This window comes from Gilvimarinus polysaccharolyticus (assembly GCF_001187555.1).
GTDB classification, from domain to species: domain Bacteria; phylum Pseudomonadota; class Gammaproteobacteria; order Pseudomonadales; family Cellvibrionaceae; genus Gilvimarinus; species Gilvimarinus polysaccharolyticus.
In genome coordinates, this window is record NZ_LFIJ01000002.1 from 288,830 (window position 1) to 307,299 (window position 18,470).

The following is an 18,470-nucleotide window of genomic DNA, read 5'->3' on the forward strand; positions in this document are numbered from 1 at the left end:
CAAATCACCTTTGCTTGAGTCAGCAGTTACCTGAAGGTACTGCTTAGCCTATTAAGTCGTTAAACCTGTTTCATCAAACGCACACCAAATGCGCCTTGATATTGCTGGCCGGGTTCAAGTATTTGCAACCCCTCACCAGTATTCAATGCATCAATACCGCCACTCATCGGCTCGACCGCGAGCGACTGCCGCTCAGGCGGCGTGTATAACTGCAAAAAATTCATTCCATAAGCGCCGGTTTGTTGCCATAACTCCAGCCCATAACCGACACTCTTACTGTAAAACCTAACGTACTGCTCCCCGCCACTGTCAGCACTCAACACAAAACAATTATCCAGTTGTGTGTCAGTTAATGACATCGACTGGGTAAACCGCTCGTCGATTGTATGCCCTCCGGTAGGCAACATACGCTCGTCAATTTCGCAACGTTGCATAGGCGGCGTTTGTAATTGGCACTCGGCCAAGTCACAGCCCAAGGTGTAATAAGGGTGCCAGCCGATGACAACGGGTATCGCGCAATCATCGCGATTAGTCACCGTCAACTCAACATCTAAAGCCCCCTCGGCACGCAAGGTGTAAACCAACTCAACGGCAGCGGCAAAAGGATATCCCGCCTCTGCCGTTGAGTTGTAGCGCAAAGTAACGCTGTGCGCTGTGGCCGTTTGCTCTTCGGCAATAATGTTAGCGGCTGTACGATACAAAAAACCGTGCAATGCAGTTTGTGTGACCGCTTCATTGACGGCAAACTGATGCGACTTACCGGCAAATTGATAACGTCCATCACGCAAACGATTAGCAAATGGAAACAATACTGCACTGCGGTAGCCAGGGTTATGCGGCAGCTCGGAGCAAACAACCCCATCAATCACATTACGCACACCGACAGGAGTAGCAAACTCCAGCTCATTGATCATTCCGCCCAACTCTGGGTAGAGTGTCGCGGTCGATGAGCCCGCCTGTAACTGGATCGCTTTAGTCATGAGCAACGACCGCTTTACTTAACGCTAGGCAGCTGATCCTGCCATGCTTGGTAAGCAGCCTGATATTCATCGGCTTGCGCACTGTTGGGTTCAATCACATCTATACGATCTAAACCGGCAAACGCTTCGCTCGCACTGGCATAATAACCTCGGCCTAATGCCGCACCGCGCGCCGCACCCGCTGCGCCATCGGTGTCATACACCTCGATAGCCGCCTGGGTAGTGTTAGCAAACGTCTGCGCAAAAACATCACTCAAAAACATATTGCCCTTGGCCACCTTAATAACCTCACAGCTACCGCCCAGACTTTTTAATACGTCAAAGCCTTGATTAAGCGCAAACACAATGCCCTCTTGTGCGGCTCGTACCATATGCCCTAAACCGTGACGGTTAAAATCAATATTCCGAATGTGAGCACCAAGATTCTGGTTTTGGTAGATACGCTCTGCACCATTGCCAAATGGATGAAATACTAAACCTTCACTGCCCACCGGCACTTTGGTGGCTAAATCGTTTAACAACGGATAACTGACTTCACCGCCGGTCGCGAGCATTTGCCGCAACCAGCTGTACAACCGACCGGTGCCATTGACGCACACCAATACACCATTGCGGCGCTCAGCCTCGGTATCGGTTACATGCACAAATGTATTCACACGCGATAGCCGATCGGCAGCATTGTTATCTGTCACACCGTAAATAACTCCTGAAGTTCCGGCAGTGGCAGCCACTTCTCCGGCCTGCAGAACATTCAAACTAAAGGCGTTATTAGGCTGGTCGCCCGCGCGATAACTGATCTTGACCCCACGTTTTAAGCCAAGTTCGGCAGCAACAGCATCACTCACGGTACTTTGCTCGCCGATGTTAGGCACAATCGTGGGCAATAACGCCTGCGACATTCCCCAGTGCGCCAACAACTGCGACGCTGGCGCACGCTCGAGGTAATCCCAGAAAATGCCTTCTGAAAGCCCCGAAGACGTAGTCGTAATCTCACCCGACAAACGCATAGCAATAAAATCACCGGGCAACATCACTTTGTGCACACGAGCAAAAAGTTCTGGCTCATTCTCTTGCACCCAACGCAGTTTCGCCGCGGTAAAGTTACCGGGTGAATTGAGCAGGTGATCAAAACAGTAGTCATCGCCCAGCGCTTCTAACGCGGCTTGACCATACGGTACGGCACGGCTATCACACCAGATAATAGAAGGCCGTAATACCTGTTGCTGCTCATCGACCAACACCAAACCATGCATTTGATAAGCGATGCCAACCGCGTCAATCTGTTTCAGATCAACTTCAGTGGTAGCGGCAATTTTTGCCAACCCTTGCTTAACACACTCCCACCAAGCATTGGGGTCTTGCTCTGCAAAACCGACTTGAGGACTGCTGATTTCAAGCTCCACCTCGGGGTAAGAGGTTGTGGCTAAAGTGCGACCTGAGGCACCATCAATAACCGCAAGTTTGGTAGACGAGCTACCTATATCGATACCGAGAAATATCATGGCTTCCCACTTATTGTGTTTTTACCTAGTCATCAGCTCGCAACCTACCAGTAGCCGACACTTATATACATTACAGCAAATAATAGCTTATTGTCTTTTTGACCACAAGGCTTTTGCTTGAATTTTTACCCAAACTCGTCCAAATTAGCTTGCCATACTGCAAAGAGCCACTCAATCAGCTATTTCGAGACAAAAAAGATCGAATATAAAAGTGGTATCATATAGTAAAATCGCGCCTCGCTTGTTATTGGCGCATATCGACTCAATCACTCCAGCCGGATAAGACAGTGCCAGATACAGATCACCCCTACAGTAATCATGTTGAGCCAGCGCGCACCCCCAGCAACGTAATCCAGGCGCTGTCCATCGACAACCTAATTTTTGGTTTAGACAATGGCAACCTAGATATCTTGCTGATTAAGCACCGCGACGGTATCAGCAAAGGCCGCTGGGGACTACCTGGTGGCTGGATTCGCTATGACGAGAATTTACGCGACGCCGCAACTCGGCATCTTAACGAGCTCACCGGCGTGCAAAACATCTACCTAGAACAACTAAAAACCTTTGGGCGCGTCGACCGCTTCCCAAATGAGCGCGTTGTCACCATAGCCTATTACGCCTTAGTCAGCGCCGAAGACTACAGCTTAGTGGCCGGCAACGGCGCGGCTGATGCCAGCTGGTTTAGTGTCCGCGACCTACCTAAGCTTATTTATGATCATACCGAGATTTTGCAATACGGGATTGAATTTTTGCAGCAGCAAGTACGCCGTCGCCCCATTGGTTTTAATCTGCTGCCAGAAAAATTCACCCTATTAGAGCTTCAAGATTTATACGAAGGGGTTTTGGGCACTAAGCTCGACAAACCTAATTTTCGGCGCAAAATCATGAAAATGAACCTGCTCGCCAGCTGCGACGAAAAACAACAAGGCGTCGCTCATCGTGCCGCCAAGCTTTACCGCTTTGATGAACAAGCTTACCAAGCACTTACCGAAAAAGGCTTTTCGTTCGAGATCTAACCCCCCCAAATAAGCGCCCCTAGGGCGCTGCCCCCAGCTACCTGCAATTTTTTTATAATTTTTTTATCGCAACACTTGAGGTTTTCGTTATTTTTGACTATCTTATAGTTCTGCTGACCATAAGATGACACATTGCGGTCAATAGATATCCTCCACAAGGAGACCATGATATTGCTGACTATGACTCACAAGAAGTCACTTTAATAAAAACCAGTTAGGCACACATTCGCTAACGAGCAACGATTCTTTTCCAGCTCTTTGCCCAAACAGCTGGAACACGATGCCACCAAGCCCAATATATTCGGCAAAAGGCGGCAGCTCTTTGCGTTTGCTTATAAATAATAATCAAAGGATGGGTAATACCAACATGCATACGCCCTTTCGTTCATTGATATCGGTTGCCGGCGAGCTCCAGCTATTTAACCGTCAACCCACAAGTAACAAACTTTTGCTTGGTGAACGACCGCACACTGCCATCCATAATCTCAACACTCATAGCCCCAGCAAGTAAGCAGCCCTACCGCAGAGGCTGGTCACAGTGAGCTTATAGATTAACCTAGATTTCACACATTACGGCTTTACACCACTGATTTTGACATGACTTTGAAAAGAAAACCGTTATCAATACCGACGAGTTAAAACCCAGTTATCTCGGCACCTCCGAGAGCTGTCGCCGGTAAATCTAAAACACGAGGCAACCTCAGGAAGCTTTCCCCAGTTGGAGTCATCCACTGGGGTTTTTTTTGCTTATAATTTTAAAAAGTTAACCGGCGAAATCTCGTTTACACTGTTAAATACCGCTAATATAGTCCTCACATACTATTAATATTTAGGAGTTCTCATGCCCTCAGTCGCCCGACTCACCGGCATCGTTTTAGTCACCGCACTGGTCAGTTGTAGTAACACGGCCAAGCTACCTAACATCTCATCGGTACTGCTTGATAGCACAGGCCAAAACGGTCGCGCCTGTATCAAGGCCAACGATATTCGCGGCTACGGTGTACTCGAGCAAGACGTGATTTCTATCGACGCTCGCAACCGTTATTACCTTGCGACGGTATTGCCCGGCTGCATCGATCTTGCAAGTTCCAGCCGCGCGATGTTTGGCAGCCGCTCATATGAAGTCTGTGGCGGCGGAATGGGACAGGTGCAGACAGGGGGCGACAATTGCACCATCCGCCATATTTTTGAGTTTGATAACCGTGAGGCCGCATTTGCCGCGCACGACAGCGCAGTTAAGGCCCGCAAAGCGGCAGCTGACAACACAGAGTAAACCGCATTTTAATGCCCTAGCCTTCCCTAACCAACAGCTAAGGCAACCCTGCCCACTTTACCTACCGAGACTGTCAGCAGGCCGCGCCATGCGGCTATAAGGCCGGACATCGAGTATTGTGTTTTTATCCTGTATGAATGATATTGGCTCGGGCGCCTCCTTCACCGCTATGCCTACATTACGGCATATGCCCTAATGGCAGAGGGAAACCTACCATTATTGCGCACCTGTACGGCAGACAAAATAGCATCACATTGTCCGCTTACGGTTAGTCACTACATACGGCTTGACACTTTACTGTACCAATCGTCTACACTAAGTGTCTGCCGCATTACGCCCAGACATAACCTCGGAACACATTTATGAAGTTAGCACGAATTGATATAGACCAAGTCCTGCCCCTGCGTCACCTCGTGCTATGGCCAGATCGCACCGAAGATTTTTGTCGCATTAGCGGCGACGAAGATGCCCTACACTACGGCGCTTTTATCGATGACCAGCTGGTATGCGTAGCCTCTATTTTTATCGAGGGTGGCAATGCTCGTCTGCGTAAGTTCGCCACCTTGCCAGAACGTCAAAACCAGGGAATTGGCAGCGCCTTACTCGCCCATATTTTAGAAGAGCTAAAAGATCATGACGCCAAGCGTTTTTGGTGTGATGCTCGCTCATCCGCCACGGGGATTTACACTCGATTTGGCCTAGCGGTCGAGAGCGAGCCATTCAATAAGGGCGGGGTCGATTACGTCAAAATGGCCAAACAGTTATAAAGTAGCTAATAAGCATGACACGCTCTACTGGATAATAATAAGACCGCCATACGCCGCAAAATAAAGGCGACTTTATATTAAGTCGCCCACACCCAATCCAATGACACCTCGCCCCCAAAAAACAGCTAAAGCGCTGTGAAATCCTTAACGGCAGCCTCTAAACCAACTGCTTGGCTTGTAGTTTAGGAAAAATATCGCTAATCTTATGGTTTTAATGACTATAAGATGTAGGGAAGGCGCCAATTAACTGCCACCCTCAATGCACGAGGTAACATCTGGCGTGAAAATTACCGCAGCCAAAGTGATCGTTTGCAGCCCTGGGCGCAACTTTGTCACCGTTAAAATCACCACCAGCGAAGGCGTTTACGGGATTGGCGATGCCACCCTAAACGGCCGTGAAAAATCGGTCGTCTCGTACCTTGAGGATTATCTGTTGCCGGCGCTTATTGGCCGCGATCCACAGCGTATTGAAGATATTTGGCAGTTTATCTACCGCGGTGCTTACTGGCGCCGAGGACCTATTGGCATGACGGCACTGGCCGGTATCGACACCGCCCTGTGGGACATTAAGGCCAAACTCGCCGGCATGCCCTTATACCAATTACTTGGTGGCCGTAGCCGCGATCGGATTATGGCCTACACCCACGCCAACGGCAAAGATCTGCCAAGCACCCTAGAGGCGGTAGCTCGCGCCCGTGATGCCGGTTACCAAGCCATCCGCGTGCAATGTGGTATTCCCGGTGTGGCCAGCACTTACGGCGTCGCCAAAGAGGGCAAAGCCTACGAACCTGCCGATGCCGATTTACCAACCGAATCCGTTTGGTCGAGCGAAAAATATCTAAACTTTACACCTAAATTATTTAAGGCAATTCGCGACGAATTTGGCGACGATCTTCACTTATTGCACGATGTTCACCACCGACTTACCCCGATAGAAGCCGCCCGACTCGGCAAAGAGTTAGAGCCTTTCCATCTGTTTTGGCTAGAAGATGCGATACCGGCAGAAAACCAAGAAGGTTTTAAACTACTACGCCAACACACCACCACCCCCATTGCCGTAGGCGAAGTATTTAACAGTATTCACGATTGTCGTGAGCTGATCGAAAATCAGCTGATCGACTATATTCGCACCACCATCGTCCACGGCGGCGGTATTACTCATGTGCGCCGTATTGCCGATCTCGCCTCGCTGTATCACGTGCGCACTGGGTTTCACGGCGCTACCGATTTATCGCCCGTATGCATGGGCGCCGCGCTGCACTTTGATTACTGGGTGCCCAACTTTGGCATACAAGAACATATGCCCCACAGCCCACTCATGGAATCAGTGTTCAGCCGTGCCTATGAATTTAAAGAAGGCTACTTTACCCCCGGCGAAGCACCTGGCCACGGGGTAGATATTAACGAAGCTGAAGCCGCCAAACATCCTTACAAACGCGCTTGCCTGCCGGTTAATCGATTAGAGGATGGCACGTTATGGCACTGGTAATAGTGGCTATTGTTAAACGAAAACTTAAAACCCTTTAAACATAGCTTTATAAAATTAACATACACACTAAAAATGATAACTGGAGATTGTTATGCAATTTAATAAAAACCTAACTCTGCTCGCCATGGTCGCTGCACTAGCAGCCTGCGGTGAACAACAAAGCGAATCGGTCACAGCCGCCAACCAAGCGCCGGCTGCCGCGACAACAGAAGAGGTGCCCGACGTTATCCAAAAAGAGGCCGAAAATCGTCGTATGGCCGCCGAGCGCAAATATGTCTCACAACCACTGGTTAGCAATATCTACACCGCGGATCCATCGGCCCATGTATGGAATGACACGCTCTATATTTACCCCTCTCATGATATCGAAACTGACATCGCGATGGATGACAGCGGCGCGCACTTTGCCATGCGCGATTACCATGTTCTATCACTGACCGAAGCCGGCGGCGAAGTAACCGACCACGGCGTGGCGCTCGATGTAGATGATGTCCCTTGGGCCGAAAAACAAATGTGGGCACCAGACGCGGCGAAAAAAGGCGATAAGTACTATTTGTACTTCCCCGCCAAAGATTATGACGGCATCTTCCATATTGGCGCTGCCGTTAGCGACTCCCCCACAGGCCCATTCACCGCTGAACCTAAGCCCATCGAGGGCAGCTACAGCATGGACCCAACGGTATACGAAGACACCGATGGCGAATACTACATGTACTTTGGCGGTATCTGGGGCGGTCAATTGCAGCGCTGGAGCACCGGTGAATATGTCGCTGAAGATAGCTACCCCGCCGATGACGAGCCTGCTTTGGCGCCATTGATTGCTAAAATGGGCGACGACATGCTCAGCTTTGCCGAGGCGCCAAAAGAAATCATGCTGCTGGATACCGACGGCACGCCGATTAAAAATGGCGATAACGAGAAACGCTTTTTTGAAGCCGCATGGGTGCACAAATACAACGACACCTATTACTTCTCATACTCAACTGGCGACACTCACAATATTGCCTACGCCACTGGCGATAACCCATACGGCCCATTTACCTATCAAGGCGTCGTTTTAGAGCCTGTATTGGGTTGGACCAACCACCACTCCATCGCCGAGTTTAATGGCCAATGGTATGTCTTTTACCACGACACACAACTCTCTGGCGGCCAAACGCACCTACGCAACGTGAAGATGATGCCAATCACTCACAACGCCGACGGCACCATTGAAACCGTTAACGCATTTGCCGATTAAAATCGACCTTTAGCCGACACAAAAAAGCCGGAGCCTAGCTCCGGCTTTTTTGTGTCGGTGTGTTTTAGCCCGTGGGGCATCAAAACTATCGCTTAACAAAAATCCACTTAGTTATAAAAGCATTCATATAAAAAGACAAACTGATAAATACTTACTGACATCGCAGCAATGCACTTAAAGCAAGCCATAAACTTAACCTCAAGAGCTTATCCAAATGCGATGTTACCACCAAGAGTAACCTCACATCGTCAACCAGCAAGATTAAATAACGAGCTACTGCTTTTACGTTATACTGGCCGCCACTCTTCTTATGACACCCATCCGAGCCTCTATGCCATTTTCAAACCTTGGGTTATGTGACCCTATTGTACAAGCCATTACAGAGCTAGGTTATAGCGCACCCACCCCAGTTCAGAAACAAGCTATCCCTCTTATCCTTGCAGGAAAAGATCTAATTGCCACCGCTCAGACCGGAACAGGTAAAACCGCAGCCTTTGTTTTGCCGTTATTAGAGAACATTAACAAAGAGCGAAAACTGCGGGGCAAGCGAATACGAGCACTTATCTTAACGCCAACACGCGAATTAGCCGTTCAAGTGGCGGCTAATGTTGCCCAGTACAGCAAACATCTAAACCTAAGCTCTATGGCTGTTTATGGCGGCGTTGAGCTTGAGCCACAAAAGCAACGTTTAATAGACGGAGTTGATATTCTGGTGGCCACACCTGGCCGGCTCATTGACTTGGCCCACCAGCGTGCACTGCACTTTGATGAACTTGAAGTACTGGTATTAGATGAAGCCGATAGAATGGTTGATATGGGTTTTGTCGGTGATATTAATAAAATAATTGCACGCCTACCTGCAAGCCGTCAAAACTTATTATTCTCGGCCACAATGAACCATGCGGTTCACACCATTGCCGATAATTTTTCTGACAGCAAGATGAGCAACCCCGCCTCTGAGATATCGATTTCACCAAAATCTACAACTGCCGCCACCATAAGCCAATGGTTAATAACGGTAGATAAAGACACAAAATCGGCACTCCTGAGTCATTTAATTAACACCGAGCAATGGGATCAAGCGCTGATCTTTATCGAGAAAAAACACGGCGCTGCCAAGCTGGTTGATCAGCTGGCAAAGCGAGGCATTAAAGCCGATGCTATTCACGGCGATAAAAGCCAGGCCATGCGTGAAAAAATATTGGCCGACTTTAAGTCAGGAAAACTCAAATACTTAGTGTCTACCGGTGTTTCTGCACGAGGCATCGACATTGGCGATTTAAGTCGCGTGGTAAATTATGACCTGCCCTTTAAGCCAGAAGAGTATATTCACCGAATAGGCCGCACCGGCCGAGCTGGAACCGCTGGCGAAGCGATTTCGTTTGTTGCTATGGGGGACTTTAAAAACCTATGCGCCATTGAAAGTCGCTTAAACCATATTATCGACCGCAAAGAAATCGAGGGGTTTCCAGTTAGAAAAGTCGTCCCCATTTCTATTTTAAACTATGTACGTAAAAGTCAGCGCTAAAAACTCTACCTGTTAAAGCTAATTTTTATATCGGTGTAAATTGCTTTAACAGCGACCCATTGGTTGGGAACTTATCTAACAGCTCAACCAATGTTTTTGCCCCCTCCATTGGCCTTAAATTAGTAAGTGATCGGCGTAAAGCTCGTACCTTATCAATATCTTTAGGCGCGAGTAAAAGCTCTTCACGACGCGTGCTACTTTTGGCAACATCCAGCGCCGGGAATACTCGATGGCTGGCAATCTCACGCGAGAGCACCAGCTCCATATTACCGGTGCCTTTAAACTCTTCAAAAATGACTTGATCCATGCGGCTGCCGGTATCTACCAAAATGGTGGCCAAAATAGTGAGCGAACCGCCGTTTTCAATGTTTCTAGCCGCGCCAAATAGTTTGCGCGGTATCTCTAATGCCCGAGCATCAACCCCGCCCGACATGGTTTTTCCACTACTCTTGCGCTCGGCATTGTGCACCCGCGATAACCGTGTAAGAGAATCGATCACAATCATCACATCATGACCTTCCCCTGCCTGCTTGCAGGCTGTATCTAGCAGCTCATTGGCCACCCGAACATGCTCGGTATAACTTTCATCCGACGATGACGCATGCACCTCAGCCGGTACGCTACGCTTAAAATCGGTTACTTCCTCTGGCCGCTCATCAATCAGCAACGCATACAGTTTAATATCGGGGTAAGCCTCGCCCACCGCCTGACAGATATGTTTTAAAATTGTTGTTTTACCCGAGCCAGGTGGCGCTACTATCAAACCGCGTTGCCCCATACCGATAGGCGTAATCAAATCCATCGCTCGTACCGATAGTTCGCTAGAACCGGACTCTAAGCGAATGCATGGAGCAGGGTGCACAGCCACGCCATTTAAAAAGCGTTTTTTAGGGTCGCCCGGATACAAATCCTCGACAAGCTCCTCTGAGGCTGCAACACTTTTAGGCTTTTTATTTTTTAACGTTAATGTTTTTCTTGTCATAGTATCGATTAATAGCCTTATTAGATTAGGTACTTTCTTTACTTCGCAATACCGCGATAAACGCCTTAGTATTAAGCGCCTAGGGAACCTTATTACGTGCCCAATAATGGCAGATGCTTGCGGGTTTTATAGGTTAAACCAAGCTCTATACAATGCTTTATAGCCGCTTCTGGTAATTCCTCTGAGAGGCTTACAACTATGGCTCTATTGCCCTGAAACTCCAACAAATTGCCGTATAGCTCTCTAAATGTGTCCACCAAAGTCGTATTGCAGTTAAAGAGCAGATAGCAATTATTCGGTGACTTTGGCTTCCAATCAATACGAATTGGGCTACCTGTTTTAACGCTATAACTAGGCTCCCCCCACTTTAATGACTCTTCGATCTTTCCTAGATCTAAACTGGCAGAAATTTCAAATATCCAACCACGTAAGATTTCAATCTTGCTTCGGGCATTTTCGGGGTAACTTTTAAAGCGATTGTTAACGCTTATATCCATTGAATAACTCTATCAGTTAACGAAAACACAACAACATAAAAAATGTTACGGCCGTTTGACTATTTTCACACACAAAATAAAAGCAAGCATTAATAACATATTTCAGAAACCATGCTATTTGTTAGCTTTACTAAATCGTCAGGGCTTAATTCTATTTCAAGCCCTCTACGACCGGCACCAACGTAAATCGTTGAATAGTTGAAGAAGTAATGGACACCCAAAATCGCCGAAATAAATGTCGCACTGGCTATGCTTGTGTACGCCCAGCATGGGCATGAACTAATGAGGTGAAAGTCCTCTGTAGGAAGATCACCCTCGAAAACCATGTTGTGATTAGACGATAACTACTAGCGAATGGCAAGGGCAGCCCCGCGAGGGTCTGCCTGAAGGACAGATATATTGCTCCTGCAATATCTGCATTTCCTACACCCTTGTAGGTCAAGCCAGACGCAAAACTGCGAGCTGATGAACAAGAACATCATATAAGGCGTAGGCTGGAGGCAAGTTGGCAGGGTCGGCCCGCGCAGCGCTTTGGGTCCAAGACGGTGAAGCCATGTGATCTAACGACCACCGTAAATGATGCAGGTCAGGGGCGTAAGCAGGACGTGGAAGCTTTGCGCAGTGACAGTTCATGCTCTTATCTGGGGAGATATGCTTAACACGCGATCGGAAATCAACCAGTGTCTAGTGAAGCCTGGGAAGTTCAGTTCTTCCAAGCGAACAGACTGTATGGCTTCTTTTTGTCGGATATGAATCCCTTCTGACATTTAACGTTCACGCCAGTGGTTGGTGGAGCGTAGCGTAACCAATCCACTGCGCGTAATTGATATGCTTAGTCCCACCAAAACCCTAATCTTTTTTCTTTCCTTATAACGTTCTGAAGTACTTTTAAGCCATAATCTTCTTCACTTAGATCAACCCCTTCGATTTGATCCATTATCTTTTCAGGAATCGGCTGCCCAGATTCTTCCATCATTTCAATCATTTCATCTATACAGCCATATCCCTGGTCTACGATATCTGGACAAAATGAGTAAATCTCACTTGCAAATGCCTCAAGGTCATCGGGTAAAGAATCAAATGTGACTTCGCAACGATTATGATCTATATTGTCGATTGAAACTCCATACATAGAATCCCAAGCTGTCAGCCTATCTATAATGTCATCTGGAGATAAATCATAGTTAGCGCCATTTGTTTCTTTTTCTTTGATTATGTCAAATTTATTCATTGTGACTTCCATTCTCTAATTAAAAGTTTGGTGTTCCCCTCAAGAAGAGGCGCGCTTTAGCGCGTCCTTCTTACTTGAATTGTTATATTTTTAGTGCGATTAGATTAACCCATAGCAAAAATACACACAACACCGAGGCTCCAAACGCAAGCATTCTATGCTTCACATGGTTATAGGTTATGTGGATATATGCTTGTGTACATCTAAGGATCGCAAATATCCATGCAACAACAACCGCCACATAGGTTTCTATACCTAAAGCAATGTACAGCGTGCAAACAATATAAAATAAGACAGGAATTTCGAACAGGTTGTTAAAGCAGCGAGTCGTTTTTGTGACGATCTCTGGAACGTCTTGACCTTGCATTAATTTAAAATAACCCGCTGGAATGTGACCATTTTTTACACTATAAATCCTCGCTTTAACGGCTATCAAGCCTACCAAAATGGTTAGAATCGATACGATAAACATTGCATAAATCATCACTCAGTTCCTTATAGGTTTTGGGAAAGACTTGATCTTAACAATAATCTATATATGATAAAGGTCATATTTAGATTATTGAGATTTAGAATGCCCTACTCAAAAAAACATAAAGAAAGAACCAGAAAAAGCATTCTGGAAAGCGCCCAATCGTTATTTTCTTCAAAAGGATTTAGTGCAGTTACTGTGAATGAGGTGATGCAAGATTGCTCCCTCACAAGAGGGGCCTTTTACGCTCACTTCAAAAGTAAATCTGAATTGTATAGTGAGGCTCTAAAGTTTTCGGCAACGAATAGTGAGCTAGCCAAAATGAAACCTAAAGAAACATCCTCAAAAGAGTGGCTAAGTCAGTTGTTAAATGGATATCTTAGTATTGAACATGTGAACGGCGAAAAACCGTGTCCTCTGGCTTTTTTGGCAACTGATATTGTTTCACAAGACAAAACAGCAAAGAAGGCGTATGCGCACACCTATAAGAACATGAATAAAATTATTATTGAGTATGCTGGAGCTGACGCCCCTCGTAACAAAGATGATATACTTTCATTAACTTCAATGATTATCGGGGCGGTAGCCGTTTCAAGAACAATTGAAGATAAGAGTTTAGTTAAAAAAATCTTGGCCTCTTGCCGACAACAAGTACGGTCGATGCTTGATGGGATATAAACGCCTCGCTAAGAGGCAAAAAATAGTTGATTAAAATAAGCGACGCAGGAGCAAAAACCAAGTGTTTTTTGTCCTTTTAAGCGACTTGTTATATGCGACCTGCTTTGAGTGCTTGTTTAATACAATACTTAGCAACTAATTTATGAAAAGGCTTTATAAAAGCCATGTACACTTTACCTGTTTTAGTTTTTAAATTAACTAAGGTAGAAACAGAAAACTCTTGTTCTGATAATTTTAAAACAGATAACCACATATCCATATTAGGCTCATACGCACCACAAATAACTTCTGTAGTTTCTACTGACTCGATTACAAGGAAGCCAGCTTTATTACCTGCCTGAATATCATCTAGTGGCAGACTCATTTCTGTATTACTAGCCGAGAAGCCAAAGTGTTTCACTATGGAATTACGCAAAGATAAAGCGAGTCGCACTGGTTTGGGTAAAAAACCAAATATGCTGTGATATACATTTTTAGCTTCAAGGTTAGTTTTATTAACCCGAACTTTAAATGAATCTCGGTAATAAGAATTGACCTCTTTACCGTTGATTTTTGTTTCTAATGGAAACTCCATTTCCGAAATCATATGTAACCTCCTTGGAGCATATAACGAGACTGTAGAAAAACGTTTTTTCGAAAACGCATATCTCAGTCTGCCCTTTAATTTTATATTGATCACCATTCAACCACATTCGCTTAACATAATCACTTATTCTGCGCGGTAACGCAGAGGTAATTGTGGATAAGACTGTGGTTAAGCAATCGCTCCATAATTCATTAGCTTTTCAATGTTATGCACCAAGCAAAACAAACGCCACTGACCCTGTACTTTCGTTTTTCCACGTAGAGAGAAACGGTTCAACCGTTTATTAGTGCCTATATTGCCAAACACAGGCTCAACAGTGGACATACGGTGACCGTAAATCGCCTTTCCGTATCGGCTATCGACACGACGTTTCATCCAGTCAGTCGCCGTACGGCCATTGGTGTAGGTTATGGAGACTTGTCGACCATGGCCTTCACGCGTATCGGCTGAACTCGGGTTGCGCATGCACTGATGCTTAAGGTCGCACTGTCGGCAGTCTGTCAACTTACCTTCAAAGAAGAGTTTCCGCTTGCCATCGTTGGCGATGATGTCGTTTTTTAGCCACATCTCTTTGCCGGCCGGACAGCGACAAGTTTTCTTCTTTTTATTGATGATAAATTCGCTGGAAGGAATCACAGCCTTTACACCTTTCACCGTGTCTCGGTGACGCTTACCGTATTTTTCTTTTTGTTTGGCGAAGGTTTTATCACGCGAGCGAAATTGGTTGTCGGGGATATAAGCATTAATGCCTTCGCGGCGCAGGTAATGATTATTGGCGTCATTTGAAAATCCGGTGTCAGCGGTAATAATGGCCTGTGCTTTGAGTATGTCAGGGCTGATTCCCGTACGGGCGTAGCGCTGCTTGATACCGGCCAGTATAGGCTCTAGCGTATGGTGCTCTTGGCCCTCACCGAAGGCCTGAGCTTCAACAATAATTTGATGCTTTTTATCGACAGCCGCTACACCGTTGTAGCCTTGAATGGTGCCTTTACTGGTGGTAATTTTAGCCGATTCATTGTCGGTTATATTACTTTTAACCTCTGTCGGATTTTTACCCTGCCCCATCCGTGGGGTTGCCGTCTTTAGGAATTTATTAATCCGTTCAAACTCTTTTCCTAAGGTTTCCGTGGCGCTCGTCAACTGCTGTTTTCTTTCTCGTTCATTCGGCTTACGTCCGTCTAACTTTTTATGCTCTTTAATACACGCGCGAAGCCTCCGCTGTATTTTGTCACGCTTGGCTTCCAATTCAGGTAAGGTGCCTGAGTGTTCTTTAGCTGCATTCGATGACATTTTACAACCATCAATGGCAAACAGTTCATTCCCCAGAAGCCCTTGCTGGTCACACACCAAGAGTACTTGCTCAAATACTGATTCGATAGCGTCGGGGTAGCTGCTTACAAAGCTGGCAATACTGGTAAAGTGAGGTACCGCATCACAAGACAAGGCTTTAAATATTATATTGTGTTCACACTGCCACTGAATTTCACGACTGGAGGTGATCCCCTTCGCGTAGGCAAAAAGAATAATTTTAAGCAGTATGGCAGGGTCGTATGCAGAGCGCCCACCAGCATCGTTACTGTAGTTTTTATAAAACTCGGAAAGATCAATGTGATTATCGATCAGATTATGGAGGGTAAATTCAAAGGTTCCTGGCTGGATTTGCTCTTCGAAGTTAATCACCACCATGGCATCTTGGTTGTAATTATATTTTTTGAAGTTTGGCATAACGGAAGCTCCATTTACGATGCCTTATTTTATCAAAATCCTCCTGTTTTTTGGAGTTTTTCTACAGCCTCAACGCCCCATTAAGAGGCTAAAAATTGTTTGCTAAAATGTTTGAGGAACGAAAAACAGCAAACTGTTTTTTGTCCTGCTTTAATGCCTTGTATGATTGATTTAACACGATTTCCGTTCCTGTTAATAAAGCGATAAGGTGAGGCTCATGTCTGCAGCAACAGACATTCAGCGTGGTAACTCGATTGATGCCAGGCACCGGTAATACCGAGTCCGTTAACAAGCCAGAGCGCCACGCTGATCCTACTTTTAACTCGAACAGTCGAATGAGCCTCGAGCTCGAATGTAGCAAGGGTGAGTCATGAAAACAACCTCTAAAGCACGCATTGGAATGAATGAAAAAAACGTGGGAATTGATGTCGGGAAAACCTTTCTAGACATCCACATTCTGGAGATCGATCGACATTGGCAAATTCACAATGTGGCGAGTGAGATAAAAACCCTGATCAACAAGCTTTCGCGCTTCAAGTTATCGCGCATAGTGGTCGAGGCGACGGGAGGCTATGAACGCACACTCGTACAAGCCATGGCTGAAGCTGAACTGCCTGTGGTTGTCGTACAGCCCACCAATGTTCGGCAGTTTGCAAAAGCTCAAGGAACCTTGGCTAAAACCGATAAAATTGACGCGCAATTGATCGCCCAATTCGGCGCCGTAATGAAGCCGGAAATAAGACCCATACAAAGCAAAAAGATCAGACATATCAGAGACTTATTGGCTCGGAAGCGCCAACTTATGGAGGCCCGAACACAAGAGCTTAATCGCCAGCAAAAAACTACAAAAACCTTAGTACCAACTCACGCACGGATGTTGAAATTCCTAGAAAAAGAGATTGAATGGATTGAGAAAAAACTTACCAAAGAGGTGGCCGATGTCACCGAGTGGCAACACACTTACGATTTGTTAAAAACCGTTCCTGGCGTTGGTGATGGCGTTGCCTTCACCCTACTAGGCGAGCTCCCTGAGCTGGGCAGCCTATCTAACCGTCAAGTTGGGGCCCTGTGTGGACTCGCCCCTTACAACCGCGACAGCGGCAATATGCAAGGTAAGCGTCGGATAAAAGGTGGACGGGCTCCGATACGAACCGTGCTCTATATGGCAATGATGTGCGCCATCCAGCATAACGCAACAATGAAAAAGTTTTACAATCGGCTAGTCGCTAATGGTAAACATAAAAAAGTTGCGCTGACGGCCTGTATGCGAAAAATGATGACAATATTAAACGCCATGGTTCGTGATAATCAGCCGTGGATGGAGGCATAAATTAGCCAAAAATAACGTTGCTGAAGGCTTGATTTTAATCACAGTCGCTTGTTAGCATTTTTTTACCCTATACAATGAGTTCATGCGCAGCTCTCCCTCTTTGTAAAGCTCAATAAATTCCAAGATAGTCGTTTCGCCATAACACCTAAACTCATCGGGACCAAACTGGTAATCTGAGGTGAAAACAATTTTTCCCGCAGGGGATGCTTGTAACAAATCTTTAATTAATTCGACGAAGCTGGAATCATGTTCTTCTATAAATTCAATATTATCGTCGATACCATTATCTTCTCCGTTTTCATCATACCAATCCTTCTTTAGCAACTCGTAAGCGGTACGCCCTCTTTTTTCATGGACGCGATATATACACCCACTTAACTGATCGAAATCAGATTGAAAGGTAGATGAATGTGCTCTATCTGATATTAGCTCCCTACCAGACTCTACAAGAAACGAATATGAAGAGCAGTCTATTGGATCGTTTTGATTAATGCATACTAATTCAATTGATGGCAACTCGATGCCTCCTGAAATGCTAACGCCTAAATAATTTGCCGCAGTAAAATGGCGGATTTTTTGCCCCGCAAAAAAGGCGACAGTTTACGTAGGTCAAATTGATTTACTTGTTAGTTGCCGGTTTATCATAGCCAGCAAACGGACCATAAAATATCTTCTCAGTTTTTAGGCCCGCTATAACTTCACTTTTCACTGGGAAGTGCCCCTTAAATTCTGGCCACCCTTCGCTAACATATGAATCCCACTTTAACGGGTCTAACTGAACTATTTTACCTTCTATATCTATAAACTCATATCCTTGCTGAACAAGGCTTGACACTGCTTTTTGTGCTGCTAATTCATGATTCTTTGCAACAACAAAAACTGGCACGTATGCACCAAGAAGCTCTTTTGGTATTTCAGTATTAGTGCCCCTTCCGATATGAAGGGTTAATTGATAAAAGTTTGACGTTTCACTATTCATTTTGTTCAGTCCAAATATACTATCTCCAAAGACCAATGCTGACCACGCCATAGACAAAAATATTAAAGTAAGATGATATTTCATAAGTAGAGGCTACTAACGCTCGCATAAACGGCGAGCAAATTGGACGCTTTGTTGCGCCGTTGTTTTTTTTGCAATAAAGTGGACAATTTGAACGAGTCCGTTTGATGCACT

Annotated in this window: 18 protein-coding genes; 8 read left to right on the forward strand and 10 right to left on the reverse strand. The window is 45.9% G+C overall.

What is annotated here, in order from left to right:
• Positions 1 to 59: 59 nt before the first annotated feature.
• Entirely contained in the window at positions 60 to 980 is a 921-nt protein-coding gene (locus GILYN3_RS09840; RefSeq protein ID WP_049722820.1) for an aldose 1-epimerase, read from the reverse strand.
• 14 nt (positions 981 to 994) lie between these two features.
• Positions 995 to 2,482 carry a xylulokinase gene (locus GILYN3_RS09845; protein ID WP_049722821.1) on the reverse strand — a complete coding sequence of 496 codons (1,488 nt, stop codon included), beginning with the start codon at positions 2,480 to 2,482 and terminating at the stop codon, positions 995 to 997.
• Positions 2,483 to 2,769: 287 nt separating this feature from the next.
• Here GILYN3_RS09845 and GILYN3_RS09850 point away from each other — a divergent pair, with 287 nt between their 5' ends.
• From GILYN3_RS09850 to GILYN3_RS09875, 6 genes are all read left to right on the forward strand, one after another.
• Positions 2,770 to 3,498, forward strand: a complete 729-nt coding sequence (locus GILYN3_RS09850; RefSeq protein WP_049722822.1) for an NUDIX hydrolase — start codon at positions 2,770 to 2,772, stop codon at positions 3,496 to 3,498.
• A gap of 841 nt (positions 3,499 to 4,339) precedes the next feature.
• The gene (locus GILYN3_RS09855; protein WP_049722823.1) at positions 4,340 to 4,771 is read left to right on the forward strand and encodes a DUF6491 family protein; all 432 of its coding nucleotides are present in this window, start codon (positions 4,340 to 4,342) and stop codon (positions 4,769 to 4,771) included.
• A gap of 362 nt (positions 4,772 to 5,133) precedes the next feature.
• Positions 5,134 to 5,538 (forward strand): GNAT family N-acetyltransferase, encoded by a 405-nt coding sequence (locus GILYN3_RS09860; protein WP_049722824.1) that lies wholly within the window; start codon positions 5,134 to 5,136, stop codon positions 5,536 to 5,538.
• A gap of 280 nt (positions 5,539 to 5,818) precedes the next feature.
• Positions 5,819 to 7,027, forward strand: a complete 1,209-nt coding sequence (gene manD / locus GILYN3_RS09865; RefSeq protein ID WP_049723904.1) for a D-mannonate dehydratase ManD — start codon at positions 5,819 to 5,821, stop codon at positions 7,025 to 7,027.
• 253 nt (positions 7,028 to 7,280) lie between these two features.
• Complete coding sequence (locus GILYN3_RS09870) at positions 7,281 to 8,267, forward strand: glycoside hydrolase family 43 protein (protein ID WP_232305615.1); 987 nt, start codon at positions 7,281 to 7,283, stop codon at positions 8,265 to 8,267.
• Between the two features lie 331 nt (positions 8,268 to 8,598).
• Positions 8,599 to 9,795: a DEAD/DEAH box helicase gene (locus tag GILYN3_RS09875; protein WP_049722826.1), complete on the forward strand. Its 1,197-nt coding sequence runs from the start codon at positions 8,599 to 8,601 to the stop codon at positions 9,793 to 9,795.
• Between the two features lie 25 nt (positions 9,796 to 9,820).
• On the opposite strand, the gene rho is transcribed toward GILYN3_RS09875, so the two are convergent.
• The 4 genes from rho to GILYN3_RS09895 form a co-directional block, all read right to left on the reverse strand.
• Positions 9,821 to 10,777: a transcription termination factor Rho gene (gene rho / locus GILYN3_RS09880; RefSeq protein WP_049722827.1), complete on the reverse strand. Its 957-nt coding sequence runs from the start codon at positions 10,775 to 10,777 to the stop codon at positions 9,821 to 9,823.
• 92 nt (positions 10,778 to 10,869) lie between these two features.
• A complete protein-coding gene (locus tag GILYN3_RS09885) occupies positions 10,870 to 11,274 on the reverse strand; it encodes a DUF1801 domain-containing protein (RefSeq protein WP_049722828.1) in 405 nt (134 codons plus the stop codon).
• 832 nt (positions 11,275 to 12,106) lie between these two features.
• Positions 12,107 to 12,505: a DUF4253 domain-containing protein gene (locus GILYN3_RS09890; protein WP_049722829.1), complete on the reverse strand. Its 399-nt coding sequence runs from the start codon at positions 12,503 to 12,505 to the stop codon at positions 12,107 to 12,109.
• Between the two features lie 82 nt (positions 12,506 to 12,587).
• Positions 12,588 to 12,989 carry an MAPEG family protein gene (locus GILYN3_RS09895; protein ID WP_049722830.1) on the reverse strand — a complete coding sequence of 134 codons (402 nt, stop codon included), beginning with the start codon at positions 12,987 to 12,989 and terminating at the stop codon, positions 12,588 to 12,590.
• Positions 12,990 to 13,079: 90 nt separating this feature from the next.
• Here GILYN3_RS09895 and GILYN3_RS09900 point away from each other — a divergent pair, with 90 nt between their 5' ends.
• Positions 13,080 to 13,655, forward strand: a complete 576-nt coding sequence (locus GILYN3_RS09900) for a TetR/AcrR family transcriptional regulator (RefSeq protein WP_049723905.1) — start codon at positions 13,080 to 13,082, stop codon at positions 13,653 to 13,655.
• An 88-nt stretch (positions 13,656 to 13,743) separates the two neighbouring features.
• Here the strand turns inward: GILYN3_RS09900 and GILYN3_RS09905 are convergent, their stop codons facing one another.
• A complete protein-coding gene (locus tag GILYN3_RS09905; protein WP_049722831.1) occupies positions 13,744 to 14,241 on the reverse strand; it encodes a DUF2867 domain-containing protein in 498 nt (165 codons plus the stop codon).
• A gap of 168 nt (positions 14,242 to 14,409) precedes the next feature.
• On the reverse strand, positions 14,410 to 15,966 hold the full coding sequence (locus GILYN3_RS09910) for a transposase (RefSeq protein WP_049722832.1): 1,557 nt from the start codon (positions 15,964 to 15,966) through the stop codon (positions 14,410 to 14,412).
• 370 nt (positions 15,967 to 16,336) lie between these two features.
• On the opposite strand from GILYN3_RS09910, the gene GILYN3_RS09915 reads away from it, so the two are divergent.
• Positions 16,337 to 17,296 carry an IS110 family RNA-guided transposase gene (locus GILYN3_RS09915; protein ID WP_049722833.1) on the forward strand — a complete coding sequence of 320 codons (960 nt, stop codon included), beginning with the start codon at positions 16,337 to 16,339 and terminating at the stop codon, positions 17,294 to 17,296.
• 51 nt (positions 17,297 to 17,347) lie between these two features.
• On the opposite strand, the gene GILYN3_RS09920 is transcribed toward GILYN3_RS09915, so the two are convergent.
• Both GILYN3_RS09920 and GILYN3_RS09925 read right to left on the reverse strand, forming a co-directional pair.
• Entirely contained in the window at positions 17,348 to 17,812 is a 465-nt protein-coding gene (locus GILYN3_RS09920) for a hypothetical protein (RefSeq protein ID WP_049722834.1), read from the reverse strand.
• Positions 17,813 to 17,915: 103 nt separating this feature from the next.
• Positions 17,916 to 18,359 carry a hypothetical protein gene (locus tag GILYN3_RS09925; protein ID WP_049722835.1) on the reverse strand — a complete coding sequence of 148 codons (444 nt, stop codon included), beginning with the start codon at positions 18,357 to 18,359 and terminating at the stop codon, positions 17,916 to 17,918.
• Positions 18,360 to 18,470 lie beyond the last annotated feature (111 nt).

What these genes read in the sequence shown, in the direction of transcription:
- GILYN3_RS09840 (WP_049722820.1), bottom strand. Translation starts at nt 980, where the DNA reads ATGACTAAAGCGATCCAGTTACAGGCGGGCTCATCGACCGCGACACTC.
- GILYN3_RS09845 (WP_049722821.1), bottom strand. Translation starts at nt 2,482, where the DNA reads ATGATATTTCTCGGTATCGATATAGGTAGCTCGTCTACCAAACTTGCG.
- GILYN3_RS09855 (WP_049722823.1), top strand. Translation starts at nt 4,340, where the DNA reads ATGCCCTCAGTCGCCCGACTCACCGGCATCGTTTTAGTCACCGCACTG.
- GILYN3_RS09860 (WP_049722824.1), top strand. Translation starts at nt 5,134, where the DNA reads ATGAAGTTAGCACGAATTGATATAGACCAAGTCCTGCCCCTGCGTCAC.
- GILYN3_RS09870 (WP_232305615.1), top strand. Translation starts at nt 7,281, where the DNA reads ATGGCCGCCGAGCGCAAATATGTCTCACAACCACTGGTTAGCAATATC.
- GILYN3_RS09875 (WP_049722826.1), top strand. Translation starts at nt 8,599, where the DNA reads ATGCCATTTTCAAACCTTGGGTTATGTGACCCTATTGTACAAGCCATT.
- rho (WP_049722827.1), bottom strand. Translation starts at nt 10,777, where the DNA reads ATGACAAGAAAAACATTAACGTTAAAAAATAAAAAGCCTAAAAGTGTT.
- GILYN3_RS09885 (WP_049722828.1), bottom strand. Translation starts at nt 11,274, where the DNA reads ATGGATATAAGCGTTAACAATCGCTTTAAAAGTTACCCCGAAAATGCC.
- GILYN3_RS09890 (WP_049722829.1), bottom strand. Translation starts at nt 12,505, where the DNA reads ATGAATAAATTTGACATAATCAAAGAAAAAGAAACAAATGGCGCTAAC.
- GILYN3_RS09895 (WP_049722830.1), bottom strand. Translation starts at nt 12,989, where the DNA reads ATGATTTATGCAATGTTTATCGTATCGATTCTAACCATTTTGGTAGGC.
- GILYN3_RS09900 (WP_049723905.1), top strand. Translation starts at nt 13,080, where the DNA reads ATGCCCTACTCAAAAAAACATAAAGAAAGAACCAGAAAAAGCATTCTG.
- GILYN3_RS09905 (WP_049722831.1), bottom strand. Translation starts at nt 14,241, where the DNA reads ATGATTTCGGAAATGGAGTTTCCATTAGAAACAAAAATCAACGGTAAA.
- GILYN3_RS09910 (WP_049722832.1), bottom strand. Translation starts at nt 15,966, where the DNA reads ATGCCAAACTTCAAAAAATATAATTACAACCAAGATGCCATGGTGGTG.
- GILYN3_RS09915 (WP_049722833.1), top strand. Translation starts at nt 16,337, where the DNA reads ATGAAAACAACCTCTAAAGCACGCATTGGAATGAATGAAAAAAACGTG.
- GILYN3_RS09925 (WP_049722835.1), bottom strand. Translation starts at nt 18,359, where the DNA reads ATGAAATATCATCTTACTTTAATATTTTTGTCTATGGCGTGGTCAGCA.